15 protein-coding genes are annotated in these 14,952 nt (G+C 44.0%); 13 read left to right on the top strand and 2 right to left on the bottom strand.

Annotated elements, in window-relative coordinates:
• The first annotated feature begins 99 nt into the window (after window positions 1-99).
• Complete coding sequence (gene nhaA / locus GCHA_RS04735; RefSeq protein ID WP_007985630.1) at window positions 100-1,515, top strand: Na+/H+ antiporter NhaA; 1,416 nt, start codon at window positions 100-102, stop codon at window positions 1,513-1,515.
• A gap of 125 nt (window positions 1,516-1,640) precedes the next feature.
• The gene (locus GCHA_RS04730) at window positions 1,641-2,828 is read left to right on the top strand and encodes an MFS transporter (protein ID WP_007985628.1); all 1,188 of its coding nucleotides are present in this window, start codon (window positions 1,641-1,643) and stop codon (window positions 2,826-2,828) included.
• Window positions 2,829-2,852: 24 nt separating this feature from the next.
• Here GCHA_RS04730 and GCHA_RS04725 read toward each other — a convergent pair whose 3' ends face one another.
• Entirely contained in the window at window positions 2,853-4,019 is a 1,167-nt protein-coding gene (locus GCHA_RS04725; RefSeq protein ID WP_007985626.1) for a mechanosensitive ion channel family protein, read from the bottom strand.
• Window positions 4,020-4,154: 135 nt separating this feature from the next.
• Between GCHA_RS04725 and GCHA_RS04720 the strand changes: the two genes are divergently transcribed.
• The 11 genes from GCHA_RS04720 to GCHA_RS04670 all read left to right on the top strand — a co-directional run bounded on the left by GCHA_RS04720 (window position 4,155) and on the right by GCHA_RS04670 (window position 13,649).
• Window positions 4,155-5,111 (top strand): YihY/virulence factor BrkB family protein, encoded by a 957-nt coding sequence (locus tag GCHA_RS04720; RefSeq protein ID WP_007985623.1) that lies wholly within the window; start codon window positions 4,155-4,157, stop codon window positions 5,109-5,111.
• A 138-nt stretch (window positions 5,112-5,249) separates the two neighbouring features.
• The gene (locus GCHA_RS22460) at window positions 5,250-5,408 is read left to right on the top strand and encodes a YqaE/Pmp3 family membrane protein (RefSeq protein WP_008305367.1); all 159 of its coding nucleotides are present in this window, start codon (window positions 5,250-5,252) and stop codon (window positions 5,406-5,408) included.
• A 164-nt stretch (window positions 5,409-5,572) separates the two neighbouring features.
• A complete protein-coding gene (locus GCHA_RS04710; RefSeq protein ID WP_007985619.1) occupies window positions 5,573-6,703 on the top strand; it encodes a DUF748 domain-containing protein in 1,131 nt (376 codons plus the stop codon).
• A 61-nt stretch (window positions 6,704-6,764) separates the two neighbouring features.
• The gene (locus GCHA_RS04705; protein WP_007985616.1) at window positions 6,765-7,742 is read left to right on the top strand and encodes an endonuclease/exonuclease/phosphatase family protein; all 978 of its coding nucleotides are present in this window, start codon (window positions 6,765-6,767) and stop codon (window positions 7,740-7,742) included.
• 266 nt (window positions 7,743-8,008) lie between these two features.
• Window positions 8,009-8,185 carry a DUF1328 domain-containing protein gene (locus GCHA_RS22455; protein WP_007985614.1) on the top strand — a complete coding sequence of 59 codons (177 nt, stop codon included), beginning with the start codon at window positions 8,009-8,011 and terminating at the stop codon, window positions 8,183-8,185.
• Between the two features lie 46 nt (window positions 8,186-8,231).
• Complete coding sequence (locus tag GCHA_RS04695; protein ID WP_007985612.1) at window positions 8,232-8,426, top strand: hypothetical protein; 195 nt, start codon at window positions 8,232-8,234, stop codon at window positions 8,424-8,426.
• Between the two features lie 183 nt (window positions 8,427-8,609).
• Window positions 8,610-8,792, top strand: coding sequence for a hypothetical protein (locus GCHA_RS04690; protein WP_007985610.1), 183 nt, complete (start codon window positions 8,610-8,612; stop codon window positions 8,790-8,792).
• Window positions 8,793-8,886: 94 nt separating this feature from the next.
• Window positions 8,887-10,221 (top strand): DUF2254 domain-containing protein, encoded by a 1,335-nt coding sequence (locus GCHA_RS04685; protein ID WP_007985609.1) that lies wholly within the window; start codon window positions 8,887-8,889, stop codon window positions 10,219-10,221.
• A gap of 235 nt (window positions 10,222-10,456) precedes the next feature.
• Window positions 10,457-11,263 (top strand): 2,5-didehydrogluconate reductase DkgB, encoded by an 807-nt coding sequence (gene dkgB / locus GCHA_RS04680; RefSeq protein ID WP_007985607.1) that lies wholly within the window; start codon window positions 10,457-10,459, stop codon window positions 11,261-11,263.
• A 638-nt stretch (window positions 11,264-11,901) separates the two neighbouring features.
• Window positions 11,902-12,468, top strand: a complete 567-nt coding sequence (locus GCHA_RS04675) for a BON domain-containing protein (RefSeq protein WP_007985606.1) — start codon at window positions 11,902-11,904, stop codon at window positions 12,466-12,468.
• 197 nt (window positions 12,469-12,665) lie between these two features.
• Complete coding sequence (locus GCHA_RS04670) at window positions 12,666-13,649, top strand: hypothetical protein (RefSeq protein ID WP_007985605.1); 984 nt, start codon at window positions 12,666-12,668, stop codon at window positions 13,647-13,649.
• A gap of 542 nt (window positions 13,650-14,191) precedes the next feature.
• Here the strand turns inward: GCHA_RS04670 and GCHA_RS04665 are convergent.
• A complete protein-coding gene (locus GCHA_RS04665; RefSeq protein WP_007985604.1) occupies window positions 14,192-14,896 on the bottom strand; it encodes a cupin domain-containing protein in 705 nt (234 codons plus the stop codon).
• Window positions 14,897-14,952: the final 56 nt, after the last annotated feature.

The raw sequence follows: 14,952 nt of genomic DNA, 5'->3' as shown, positions 1-14,952 counted from the left end.
AACTAAACGGGGCGAGTGCGCAGCATTCGCCCCGTTTGTTATTTCCGTTATCGCTTCATGATCAGCCTATATCCGTTGTCACCTTAAGAGCATTTATCGATGAATCCACTTAAAGACCGAGATCGCGAGCTCGCCCCGCTCGAGCGAAAGTTCAATCATTTCATATTCTCATTTGAGCAATTTTTTAAGAGCCAAGCCACCGCGAGCATTACCCTGCTACTCGCAGCGATGGCGGCTATGTTCATTGCTAATTCCCAGTGGCATGAAATTTACCAAGACATAAGTCATATGGCGTTTAGCATTTCACTTGGTGATTTCGCGATTAGTTATTCGTTACATACTTGGGTAAATGATGGCCTGATGGTGCTGTTCTTTTTCTTACTCGGATTGGAAATTAAATACGAATGTTTAGTGGGCGATCTAAAAGATTTTCGTGACTCAAGTTTGGTTATCGCCATGGCCGTCGGGGGAATGCTTATTCCGGCGTGTATCTATGCTGGCATCGCCATGACCGGCACCGATGTAGCCATGCGTGGTTGGGGTATCCCTATGGCCACAGATACCGCTTTCGCACTTGGTATTTTGGCGCTGCTGGGTAGTAAGGCACCGCGCTCAGCTGCGGTTACCCTGTCAGCATTAGCCATAGTCGATGACATGGGCGCTGTGGCAGTGATTGGCTTGTTTTACACTGAAAACATTCATTTGGTTTCACTAGGTTATGCGGGCTTAACGCTGCTTGGCTTAATGCTGATGAATCTCTTGGGTTTTCGCCGCCCTATCTTTTACATGTTAGGAGGAATACTCCTGTGGTGGTTTGTGCTGCAATCAGGCGTTCACGCGACCGCGGCAGGTATATTGGCTGCATTAGCGGTACCGACACGACCCTACGCGCAAAGTTCTTGGTTTTCTCGCAATATGCGTAGCGTATTGAACCGCTTCGAGAAAAACGATCGTGAAGATAAATCTATTTTAGAGCAGCAAGAGCAGCATGAATTAGTCGAACAAGCACAAGATATTGCAGCTATGACGACCACGCCTATTCAACGTTGGGGTCATGTGCTCAATCGTCCTGTTAGTTTGATGATTTTGCCTATCTTCGCCTTTATTAACGCGGGGGTTGCATTACCGAGCGAACTGGACAAAATCTTTGAGTCAGTGGTGTTTGTAGCGGTTGGCAGTGGCTTAGTGCTAGGTAAAGTCATCGGCATTAGTTTGTTTGCATGGTTTGCCGTGAAGTGTAATTTTGCGCGATTACCCAAAGGCTTAAACTTTCACCACATAATCGCTTTAGCAAGCTTAGCCGGTGTTGGCTTTACCATGTCGTTGTTTATCGCGTCGCTAGGCTTTGCGAACTATCCGCAACTATTGGCCCAAGCAAAATTAGGCATATTAGCCGGCTCGGTAATCGCGGCGATCATTGGTACCGGCCTGTTTTTACTCGTGAAAAAAGAAGAGGAAGAACCAAAAGAGCAACTTCACAATAAAGCGGGTTTACCGCAAACAGACCCAGAGTAATTCCATTCTGCTTTTAATAAGTGATTCTGAGGGGGCACTTATTAATGCGGATTGGTATCGATTGATCTGTTTAGGCTTTATTAACATAATAAGCTTAAATAGCACGTGGTTAAACGAGACTAGCTGTGAGTAAAAAAAGGCAATTTAGCGTTTTTATCCGCTTAGTGGTTATATCCACCATGACGAAGTTAGCCGATATTTTAATATCCGCGAAAACCACCTTGCCTTGGATAATGACGAGTATGGGGGCCCCAAGTTGGATGATCTCATTGTTGGTGCCAATACGAGAGTCCGGCTCGCTTATCCCTCAGTTACCGTTAAAACGGCGTATTCAGCATTTTGTTCGACGTGAGCGTGTTTGGCGTCTAGGAGTGTTGGTCCAAGCATTAGCGATCCTCGCTATGGTGCCCTCTGTGGCGCTGTTGGGCTCATTTGGCGCGGGCTTATCTATGCTGATTTTATTACTGATACTTAGCCTGGGCCGAGCCATTTGTTCACTCACCATGAAAGACATGGAAGGGGTATTAATCGAAAAAGGCCGACGAGGTAAACTTGTCGGTATCGCCAGTGGGTTGTCAGGTTTACTGTCCTTGATTAGCGCTGGGGTGCTAATTCTGGGCAAGTCACAATTTGAGCAGGCTTGGTTACTGATTATTATTGCCAGTGCGAGCGTGCTATTTTTGGCGACCCTGCCACTATCTCTTGCCCTAAGAGCCCGAGTTACATCTGATCAGAAACACCCAAGCCAGTCATTCTTAACCACATTAAGAAGCGATAAGGCATTAATGCACCTAATCATTAGCCGCTGTTTATTACTACACAGCGCGCTTATCGCACCATTTTTTGTCAGTATTACAACCGGGCAAGATGGCAGCTTTCACTTACCCTATTTTATTGCTGCAAGTGCGCTTGCGGCTTTTTTATCCTCTTATGTATGGGGATCATGGTCTGATAAAAGTGCAGTGCTAACCATCCGTATTGCCAGCGCCATTTGTGTGCTTGCTAGCAGCGCGTTTTATTGCTTTTTTGATATTGGCTCACTATGGTTAAATGTGGGGTTATTCTTTTTACTTTCAGTAGGTTATGCAGGCGTTCGTACCGCTCGAAAAACTTATCTTCTCGACATAGCCAGTGGCGATACACGCACCGAATATGTAGCCACCGCAAATACCATAGTCGGCTATGTGCTGCTGGCATTTGGTGGTGTGTATGCTGTTATTTACCCTATGATTGATCATCATATTATTGCCCTGATGAGTGTGTTTTTACTACTCGGCTTAGGGCAAAGCTATTGGCTTAAAAAAGAGAAGTAAGGCCTTCGCTACTTCATTTATTATTTATAAAATATTTTGTCCTTGCTCAGGGTCGCGCGCTTGCTTGGCTTGTTGACGTATGTCGTGAGTGTCACTGCTTAAGTCATCTACGTGCTCGCTGTCTTGCATATCGTGTTCAATTGCAGGCGATAGCGGTTTATTCACAGTGCTACTTTCAAGCTGCACAGCTTTGGGACCCTCAGCCTCGGCCAATTGATGCACCGGTACGCCCTGAGGAAAGATAATCTCACGCGCATCATCTGGCATGCTGATGTTGTTTTTCTCGAACTCGCGCATGATTAAGCGCATTAACATCGAAGACACTTTGAGCAAACTGTATTGCTGGGCATCAATCCAGAAGTAAACTTGTAGATTTACCGTAGACGAGCCGAGCGTATCGACTAAAACCTGCGGCTCTGGGTCTTGCAAAATAGTGGGCTGCGCCGCTAATACCTTAGTGGCTAGTTGTTGTGCGTCTAAAATACTAGAGTCATAACCGATACCAATAATAAACTTACCTCGCATCTTAGGGTTGGCAGTCAGGTTGCGTATGATATTTTTATAAATCGTCGCGTTTGGGATTTGAATATGGTTACCGTCGAAGTCAACCAAGGTGGTCGCTCTTGCCGTGACCTGCTTCACAATGCCGAGTTGACCCTGCACCTCAATAACATCATCAATTTTAAAAGGTTTCTGCACGCTTAGTAGCAAGCTAGAAATAAAATTCTCCGCAATATCACGAAACGCAAAACCTAAGATTAAGCCCATCACCCCAGTCCCGCTGACAATGGCAATGGCAAACTCACTTAAACCGGCGAAGCGTAAGAACACATATAACCCGAGCAGAATGATCAACAAGCTTATGGTGCGCCGCGTAACTAGCTTGATCAATTGACTTTGACTTAGGTAGCCAATGGGCCTCACAAGTAAAGTGGAAACAGGCTTGGCTAGCAGGTAACAGAGTACGAAAAACACCAGTCCGAGCGACAACATTGGTAGTGCTAACACGAATTGCTGCCACAGGTTAATGACATCGGCCCACACATCTAAAGGTTGGGTTGATATTGCATCACGCGCTGGAGCTTCTTGCGCTTGGGCCTGTGCATAGGCGATAGGCATAAAAATGGCATAACAGATAGCTGTGAATAACAAAGAAACCGATATTTGACTAACACGAGTATGAGTTTGCATTTAATTAGCACCTCAGTTAATTGGCAATAACAACACGACATTTGACGGGACTTTGCGTGAAGCAAGTAATCGAGCAAACGCAAGATAGGTGCCACGCAAGCGCTCATATAGCAACAAACGAATAAGGACTTGCCCGTGACAGCGAACAGAGGACAAAGCGCCACTTCTCCCCAAGGCATCCCATTAGTTGGATGGTGGGATATTTTACGACGTACCGTGAAAAAAATGCTCGATGACAACCTGTCATTGATTGCCGCTGGGGTCGGTTTTTATTTTTTACTGGCTATTTTCCCCATGCTTGCCGCATTTGTTTCTGTGTATGGCTTAGTGGTATCGCCAGATGAATTACAGCAACATTTGAACAGTTTGATTGGCGTGGTGCCTGCCCAGGGCAGAGAGATCATTCAAAAGCAGATCAGCAACATCATTAATAAATCTCAAGCTGAATTAAGTGCGAGCGTGGTATTTAGTACGTTATTCGCTGTATGGAGCGCCAGTAAAGGGGCTCAAGCGATGGTGACCGCGAGTAATATTACGTACGATCAGCGTGAAAAACGTGGATTGATTATGATGCTTGTCATGCGCGTTGTTTTGACCTTAAGTGCAGTGTTAGTGCTGGCCGGAGCGTTGTTGGCCATCGCCTTGTTACCCATTCTTCTTAATCAAATTGGCCTCAAGGAGCACAGCAGTTTCTTCGTTAAGCTCATCACTTGGCCATTTCTGGCGATTGTTTTTAATTTAGCGTTAGCTTCCTTCTATCGCTATGGGCCGCATCGTTCATCGGCCAAGTGGCGGTGGGTAACGCCTGGCTCGATACTGGCGAGTGTAACTTGGGTCATGTTCTCTGTAGGGTTTTCCTATTACTTAGGCCAATTTGGGCAGTACGATAAAACGTACGGCTCACTTGGTAGTGTGGTTGTTTTACTAATGTGGTTTTACTTAACGGCTTTTATCATCTTGCTAGGAGCCGAGTTCAATGCCGCTATGGAGCACCAAACACAAGAAGACAGCACCCATGGATACGCAAAAAAGGCGGGCAGCCGAGGGGCGGTTGTGGCAGATACGAGACCAGAAGATTTGGAGAATAAATAAGCTTAATTTTCGGTGGTTTGACAAGCCGGAACAGTAATTGCGTAACGAGTTGAGACAATTGCTTTTAAATACCGAAAATTTTTCGCTATTTGGCAAATTGGCATTTACAAACCATATAGATAAAACAGGAGTGTTATTATGGATTTACTAAGAATATTGATCGCAATTTTACTTCCCCCTCTAGGTGTTTTCCTGCAGGTAGGTCTTGCTGGAGCGTTCTGGCTAAATATCCTATTAACCTTGTTGGGATATATTCCAGGCATTATCCATGCGGTTTGGATCATAGCTAAACGATAGAATATTTTGCACTCGCAGTGCAGAACGCGCTTGCTGAAGTGGTAGAAATGCACTCAGTCTGATGTAAGTTTTACCACAATGCATTGTTATTCGATCGCAATGACAGTCACCAGCAATTACCCGCCTTAGTAGCGGGTAATTGCTCATTTTCTCAGGAGCTAACGATGAGGTCTGGTACACGTAAAACCGTGATCACTGCCATATGCTTGGTAGCTATTATCGTTGTATTGCGTTTATTGGCGCCATACGCGGTTGAGAAAGGTGTTAATTATGCGATTGCCAGCACACCCGGCCTAAGCGGTCACGTGGGCGATGTGGATATCGCTTTGTATCGTGGTGCTTATCAAGTCCAAGACATTGAGCTGAATCTTGTCGATGGGGGCTTACAAAAACCGCTGATTAAAATTCAGCAATTAGATATATCGGTTTTATGGTCGGCGTTATTTCGTGGCAGCATAGTATCAGAAATGACCTTTTTAAAACCGCAGTTTTATTATGCTGATACCGCAGGTGAAGAAGAGGAAGTAAATGATGACGTACAAGATGAACAAACCTGGATTACCTTAGCCAATAAACTCGTGCCGTTTTCCATCGACCGGATAGATATTATTGATGGTAAATTGATGTTCGAAACAATCAGTAACGAGCGTAAAACCCACAGCGAAATTCAAGATATACATGGGCAAATTACCAATCTGACCAACAGTAAAGCGCGCTCAGGTTCACTGGTTACCAACATGCGGATCACTGCCGAAATAGCAGGCGTTTGTCCGCTGTCACTCTCTGGATCTTATGATCCTTATGCACAAAAACCGACGTTTAACTTAGATGTTGAAATGCAGCGTCTGCCTATGATGCACATAGACCACTTAATTAGTTTCTATTCACCGTTTGATGTGGAAGCCGGACAGCTTGACTTTGCCATGGAGTTTGCCGCAAAGCAGGGAGTAGTCAGTGGTTATGTAAAAGCGGGGGTCTACGACTTATCTGTATTTGATTGGCAAGAAGACGTGGTGCAAGACGGTGATAACCCTTTTCAATGGTTGTTTGAGGCTGTTACTGGCGGCATAGCTGAGTTATTCGAAGGTGGTAACAAAGATCTTGTCGCTACGCGTATTCCCTTAGAGGGGAATATCGATGATATTGAAACACCATTATGGCCTGCAATAGGGGCTATTATTAGAAATGCATTCATTAAATCCCTTGATATTAAAGTTGATGAAACCGTCACACTGCCTCTATCAACAGGGACTAATGATCGCCAGCAACAGTTTGCTGTACAGCGTAAACATTAAACCCCTTGGGTTAATATTTCATGAGTACCACTGCCACCTTTGACTAAAAGCGAGAGCGAAGATGTTTACCACCTTTATCATAGTAACCTGTGTCTTATTGCTACTGACCTTTGTTCCGCTTCTGCCAAGCGATCACTGGGTTGTTAGAGTGTGGGAGTTTCCGCGCTTGCAAATCGCCGTGTTGACAGCCGTTAACCTAGTAGCGATAGGGGGACTTTATCATGCCAATCTGACCTATATGGCGGGGCTGATACTGGTTAATTTGTTCGCGTTAGGCTATCAAATTTATTGGATATTACCCTACACGACTATCGTTAAACCCAGTGTGAAGGTGATGGAGCAACCTGATCCTAAGCGTAGTATTAAAATTATTAACGCCAATGTACTGATGACTAACCGCGAGGCACCCAAGCTAATCAAGCTAGTGGAACAAGAGCAGCCGCATATTTTGGTTACACTAGAAAGTAATCAGTGGTGGCAAGACGCATTAGGTCCGCTGCATGGAGCTTACCCTTACAGGGTTAACATACCGTTAGAGAACCTTTACGGTATGCATATTTTCAGCCGCCTGCCACTAAGTGAGATTACAACCGCAGAACGCGTAGAAAAGGGCGTGCCCTCTGTGCATTGCATAGCAACTTTGGAAAGTGGTGAACAGATTAGATGTCACTTTGTTCACCCTGCTCCTCCAAGTCCAACGGAAAATGAGGAAGCCACAGAGCGCGATATTGAACTACTAGGACTGGCTAAGGAAATAGCTCAAAACGACAGCGAAAGTGCACTGCCGGTTCTTGTCAGTGGCGATCTAAATGACGTGGCATGGTCACCTACCACCCAAGCATTTTTACGGATCAGCGGCTTATGTGACCCGCGTATTGGGCGCGGGGCGTTTAATACCTTCCATGCGCAACATGTATTTGCGCGCTGGCCACTCGATCATATGTTTCATAGTGATGATTTTGCCTTGGTGAGCTTGTCACGGTTACCTGAAATTGGGTCAGATCACTTTCCACTCTTAACTGAGCTTTGCCTAAAGTAAGGGCGTAAGAAAGGGGCACAGATCAAGAAACTTGTTCCTTTTCTAATTGTAATTATTTCAACTTTTCGTTACATCTCGATCTTACGTCATTTAATTAATATAAATATAACTCTTTAAATTCAATGGCTTATGGTGGTTTGTTGGTGTGGCATGAATAGCGCATTAAGTTACTCGACATCCAAATTTGAAGAAATTTTCAAATACGACTTGAAGCACAACTTCAAAACGAGTTGTAAAAAGAAATTTGAATATTTAAGGAGATTATTATGTTGGGTTGGGCATTAACGTTTTTAATTATCGCAATCTTAGCTGGCGTAATGGGTTTCGGCGGAATCGCAGGAACAGCAGCAGGAATTGCAAAAATCATATTCTTTATATTTTTGATTCTATTGGTACTGTCGCTTGTAGCGAATGCTATTCGCGGTAAAGGCCCTAAAGTCTAAATATACAACACACAATTTATTTATAAAAACAGGACGGAGATTCATTATGAACTTACTTAAAAAATTTACTCTTTTAGCGATGGTTTTCAGCTCACTAACATTAGTGACTGCTTGTAACGATAACAACGCGGAAGAAGCGGGTGAAAAAGTTGACGAAATGGTAACTGACACCGGTAACGCAATCGAAGACGCGTGTGAAGATGTTAAAGACGGCGCAGGCGCTGACGACAACGATTGTTAATATGCCCTAAAGGCTCATAACGAGCTTTAGTGTTAAAAGGGGTGCTTGCACCCCTTTTTTAATGTTTATAAATCAACCTCACAGGGTAGTGGGTATGAGTTATGTAAAGGCCAGCACGGCACATTTTACATCAGGTGAGGTTAAACGAATAACCGTGGCAAAATTTGCCCAGGAGAATTCAACATGTTAATGCAAATTACTATGATCGTTTTAATCGTCTCTATTGGTGTTATTGTCGGCTTAACCGGCACGAGTGGTGGAGGCTTCTTAACCACATTTCTGGCCGCCTTTGGGCTTTTCGTGATTATCGTACTTGGGGCTGCTATGGTGCTAGTGAAAAAAAGAAACGCCAATAAAGACTCATAAATACCTTGCCTAGCTGGCCTACAATGCAGAAGGTAAACTGGTCACATTTGCCAGCGACTACCAGCAACTCAAGTCTTGTTAGTAAAGGAATGAGATGAATACACGGATTATCACGCTTTGGGAAACCATACGAACCAGCTTTTGGTTTGTTCCTTCGATTATGGCCTTACTGGCCATAGTATCATCTCAATTAGGGTTAGCATTTGACCGATTTGGCGCTGACAGTGAACTTAAAATACTGGCAGGCTTTTATGAAACGTCCCCTGAATCAGCCAGAGCGCTTCTGACCACCATAGCCACTGCGATGATTACCGTTACCAGTATCGCTTTTTCCATCACTGTGGTTGCGCTTAGTCTTGCTTCGTCTCAGTTTGGACCAAGATTGATTCGAAATTTCATGATGGATACAGGCACGCAGTGCGTGCTGGGCTTTTTCTTATCTACTTTTATTTATTGTTTGCTCATCATTCAAGCCACCAAATCATTTGAGCAACAAAGCTTTGTTCCTGGCTTCAGTATTCTAACCTCGGTGTTGTTAGCCATACTGGGCGTTGGCGTTTTAATTTATTTTATTCATCATGTGGCTAGAGCGATCCAAGCGGATAATGTAATCGACAATGTGTATTGCGAACTTAACGAAATTATTGAGCGCTTATTTCCTAAAGATGATGAGCAACACACGGCACAAAGCGATGCTGATGTTGATTTACAGACGCCCAATTTCAGCCAAGTTTATCCAAATCAGCAAGAGATACATTCACTCAACAGCGGCTACGTACAAACACTAGACTTAGCACAACTTCAATCACTCGCGAAAGAGACCGACATGGCCTTGCGCATGTATGTAATGCCGGGCGATTTTGTGGTCAAAGGAACTGTGCTTGGCGCGGCATATTTCCATCAGCCCAAGCTTGGCTGTGCGACACATAAAATCACCGACTTAGTGCGCTTAGGAGCTCATCGAACACCTATACAAGACGCAGAGTTTGCGATTCGCCAATTAGTGGAAATAGCAGTTCGGGCACTATCACCAGGCATCAACGACCCCTACACAGCGGTCACGGTAGTGGATAAATTAAGTGCAGTGCTATGTGATTTAACCGCCAAAACGTTCCCACCCCAAACCTATGAAGATGAAGAAGGGGTAATACGCTTACAGTGCAAACCTGTAGAGTATGCCGGACTAGGAGAGGCCGCTTTTAATCAAATTCGTCAGTACTCCAAAGATAGCTTAGCCGTGACCATACGATTGCTAGAGGGCTTGAGCAGCATTTTGTCTTTTAGCCAAGCTGCTGAGCATCGTCAGTTTGTGCGTCAGCAAGCGCAAATGATTGAGCAAATTCAGAGTGAATCCTTATTAGGGCAACAAGACTGGCAAGACATCAAAAAACGCCTAGACGACATTAAGCGCCATCTAGAAAATGATTAGCTTTTAGCAAGCATTTTGATGTGTTGTACGTTTCGTTTTTGTGAGCCCGCTGGGCAGTAATGACTTCACGCGGGCGTGCAAATATTTCACTTTTTTCCCCCAGTACTAGCAGCAATCTGAAAAAGATAATGTAATTCAGTGCGTTAGTAAGTGGCATGGTATTCGAATGCAATTACGCTACTTAGTTAACGCGCAAAGCCAGTTTTGGCTTTCGCCACAGAAGAAGGACTGATTCATGCACACTTTTTCACTACCTACCCCGGGTTTTGGCACCTATCGTTTAAAAGGCGATGAAGCAAAAATGGCGGTAGAGAACGCCCTTGATGTTGGCTACCGTCATATCGACACTGCGCAGGCATATGAGAATGAAGCAGAAGTAGGGGATGCTATATCAGCCTCAACACTTCCAAGAAATGAGCTTTTCGTGACGACCAAGGTTTGGTTTGAAAACCTCTGCGCAGATAAGTTTATTACCAGTGTGCAAAATAGCCTAACTCAACTCAATACTGACTACGTCGACTTGCTACTCATTCACTGGCCGTCACCTGAGGACAAGGTGCCTATGAGCGAATATTTGCAAGAGCTCAAAGCGTGTAAAGAGCGAGGCTTAACAGAGCATATTGGTGTGTCTAACTTTACCCAAAGTCAGCTTGATGAAGCCCTAGCCATACTTGGCAAAGATCATATTTTGACTAATCAGATAGAAGTGCATCCCAACTTTCAAAACAAAGAATTAGTGGCCTACTGTCAACGAAATAACATTCAAGTGACAGCTTATATGCCTTTGGGTGTGGGTAAGGTGATGGAAAACGATGTGTTAAATGCGATTGCTAAAGAGCATGACACTACTCCTTCTGCTGTTGCGCTGGCTTGGTTGAGTCACAAAAAGATCGTAGCGATCCCTTCGTCTACTAACGTAGAACATATGCGAGACAACCTCACGGCAAAACAAATGATGTTAACCGCAGAAGAGATAGAGAAAATAGATGCGATTGAACCTCAAGAACGTATTGTTGACCCTGATTTTGCGCCAGATTGGTAACCATGCGTAGAAGCCTAGTCGCTTAACTACTATTGGGTTACAGCAAAGTACGCAGTACTTAAAGCGCCTCTAGCATTTCGTGTTAGGGGCGTTTTTGTGTTTTATAGGTCAAGATAAAGAGGCGTACAACCCTCAATGCATAGCGAATTTATGCTGTTCCACGTTAATACCGTGATCATTCAGCGAGAGTGTATAAGGGCATAAGCAAGGCACATGACTGAATGAATAATTGTGCTGTTTCGAAGTCATGCAACCCTGCGAAACCCCTTTGCAGCTCGCCTGAAAAGAATGCCCAGCGACTTTTGCTCTAGGGTCCTTGCATTCAAAGGTCTCACTATTTAAAGCTGACTATTTAAAAGAGAACGATTTGAAAGAGAACAACCATTACTAGATAGCGACGCCTTAATGAAAAACCACTGAACTCATTCTAAGGGGCACTAATCAATGCTGATTGGTATTACATCAACACTAAAGCTCAAGAATTGCTAAAGAACTATTTACAAGACTTTGGTAATAATTTTCACTAGTTGCACCGCTGTAAAAGTAACGAATTGAAAATAAATTCATTCAATACAACTACTTATGCTGTTGGCATTGAACTGGCATTAAATACTGTGAATCTTAAAAAGGAGATATTTATGAAAAATTCAATCATTTCAGTATTAGTAGCCGCTTCACTTGGAACTGCATCTTTAGCTGCGAATGCAGAGAATACTTGGAAGGACTCAGCGAGCGATGCCTGGATTGACGGCAAAGCCGAAACCACATTGATGCTAAACGGTAATCTTGATTCGTTCGACATCAATACAGATGTTAAAAACGGTAAAGTTATCCTAACGGGCAAAGTTGACCGTGAAGTTGATAAAGCCTTAGCCACTGAGCTTGTCATGTCGCTTGATGGTGTTGCTGACGTAGACAACCAGTTGACCGTTAGCGAAGAAATGAACGGCGAAGACGACGGCGAAGTGATGCAAAGCCTGAACGACGCCAAAATCGAAACGGTAGTCAAAACCCGTTTAATGTTCGAGTCAGAAGTAAGTGGCATGGACATCGACGTGGAATCTGAAATGGGTGAAGTAACCCTTTCAGGTACAGTAGATACAGACGCTGAACGTCAGTTAGCGATTAAAATCGCTGAAAATACTAATGACGTGAAAAACGTTGTTGATATGCTAAAAACAAACGACAAACCTAGCAACGCATAATTTTGCGCAAGGTTAGTGACATAAAAAACACCCGCTTCGGCGGGTGTTTTTTTATGTATAAAATTATCAAGACCCCCATGTTAAAAATGTTTAATTTTGCAACCTAAACTAAATACAATGACACCCATTATAAAAATGGTTAATTTTCACCCCTAAACTACACTTGATGCGTGTTCCATTTTATTGAGTCGACTGTTATGCCTCAGTCACGAAAAAGCCAAATCAGCTTAGTCGATACGCCTTATTACCACTGTGTTTCCCGTTGTGTACGCCAGTCTTTCTTATGTGGTACTAACACGCTGACAGGGCAAAGCTATGAGCATCGTCGTGGTTGGGTAGAGAAGCGTTTGTTGTTTTTATCGACCGTGTTTGCTATCGACATATGCGCTTATGCAGTGATGAGCAATCATACCCATGTGGTGCTTTGTGTGGATAAAACCCTGGCTGATAACTGGGATACCGAATCGGTACTAAAGCGTTATCATACGCTTCATAAAGGTACGTTACTCACGCAAAAATTTGTAAACGGAGATTCTCTAACCCAAGGGGAGTTAATCACCCTTGATGATACCGTTGAAATCTACAGAAAACGCTTATACGACATTAGCTGGTTTATGCGTGACTTGAATGAGCACATTGCCCGTCAAGCCAATAAAGAAGATGACTGCACCGGTAGGTTTTGGGAAGGGCGATTTAAATCACAAGCCTTATTAGATGAAAGTGCAGTACTAGCGTGTATGGCCTATGTGGATTTAAACCCGATTAGAGCGAAAATAGCCAAAACACCTGAAACAGCAAAACACACCAGCATCAAAAAGCGCATTCACGCCGCTAAACATCACCACGCTCAACCAAGCACGCTAATGCCCTTTGCGGGAAGCTCAAGAGAAAATATGCCCCACGGAATCGCTTACGCCCTCAAAGACTACTGTGAGCTTATCGATACCACCGGTCGCTGTATTCGTGATGACAAGCCTGGTTATATCGATAACACTCAAAGCCCTATTCTAGAAAGACTAGGATTAGACTCAGCACAGTGGCTAGCCTTAACCACTGAGTTTGAAAAACACTTCTGCTACGCAGCAGGTGCAGAGCAAATGATGAATGCCTTTAAGCGCCATACTCATCATCAACGAATACGGGGGATGGGCAAAGCAAAAGAGCTGCTAAAGCGCGCCTGAACTTTATCAACTAATCTCAACAAATACACTTAATGCACAGCTTGTGAGGCGGGCGCTTGGCTAAATTCTACTTAAGCTCGTCCAATTTTTCCTCAATCACCCTGACACTGTGTGAAAACAACCAAATGGTCAGCTTAAAATTCCGGTTACTTTTTATCACGTTGAATTCATACGATTGAATAGCAACGTTAAAGCATAATTGAATCGGTTTTGACGCTTATAAAGATGGCTGTCTTTATAATTACTAAATTTACTTGAGGTTTTTGCAAAGGGTGTCTCTATATTTTTCTTTATATTTTGGGGCCGGAACTAAAATTAATAACATAGCTAATGAGCAAGGCGAAAATGCGTTTTTCTTAACTCCAATTTGTGCGCTTTGCAGCCTGTAATTAATTTTTCTTTTCACTCTTCATGCTGCATTCTTTGTTCCTTGTTCCTTGTTCCTTGTTCCTTGTTCCTTGTTCCTTGTTCCTTGTTCCTTGTTCCTTGTTCCTTGTTCCTTGTTCCTAGCCCCAAGTCCCTTGGGCCTTCTTTGTGTGAACTTAGGTGTTTTTTACTCGGGCGATCTGTTCGTCTACGAATGGTAAGTGTTCGGTTTTTATCCACATTCTTGCGCCTTTTTCCCCCGCTCTGCCATGTAAGCTGCTGCCTATGGGTAAGCGCAGCCAGCTATGCTTTTCTAGCGTGTCACTCCTTTCATGAAATTCACCATCAAGCACTAATGCTTCTAGGCCCTTAGCGGCTCCTAGTTCCAGCACGCTATTAGGCGCTAGCTCATACACGCTAACTACTTCAAATTCATCGCGATACAATTCTTTGCATACATTGCCTATGGCTGGTGGCATAAATTCGTTTGATACTACCGTGCTATCTACCCGAGCCGGTACATTGACGTGTTGCCTGTCATCTGGGTTAAATTGCCATAGTTTTACGAAAATGATGCAGCCTTCATCTGAGCCAGGCTTATGTGACGATTGAGGAGGGTTTCGAATATAGGAGCCAGCAGGAAAGTCACCATGCTGATCTTGAAATACGCCATCGAGCACGATGAATTCCTCACCACCGGTATGTACATGGGGTGAAAATTCACTGCCCGGCGCATAGCGCACTATAGTCGTTGCACGAGCCACTTCATCGCCAACGCGATCAAGTGGCCTGCGATCAACCCCAGGCATAGGTGATGCAACCCAAGGTTGCTGCTGGCTATGTACTACAACGCGCTGGCTGAAATCGGCATTTATGTTCATTTTCTGGCTCCTGTCTACTTTTTGATGCGGATTGGCATTAATTCAAACGTCAGTGG

This window comes from Paraglaciecola chathamensis S18K6 (genome assembly GCA_000314955.1).
In the GTDB taxonomy this organism is placed as follows: domain Bacteria; phylum Pseudomonadota; class Gammaproteobacteria; order Enterobacterales; family Alteromonadaceae; genus Paraglaciecola; species Paraglaciecola chathamensis.
This window is presented reverse-complemented; position numbering and strand designations above follow the sequence as displayed.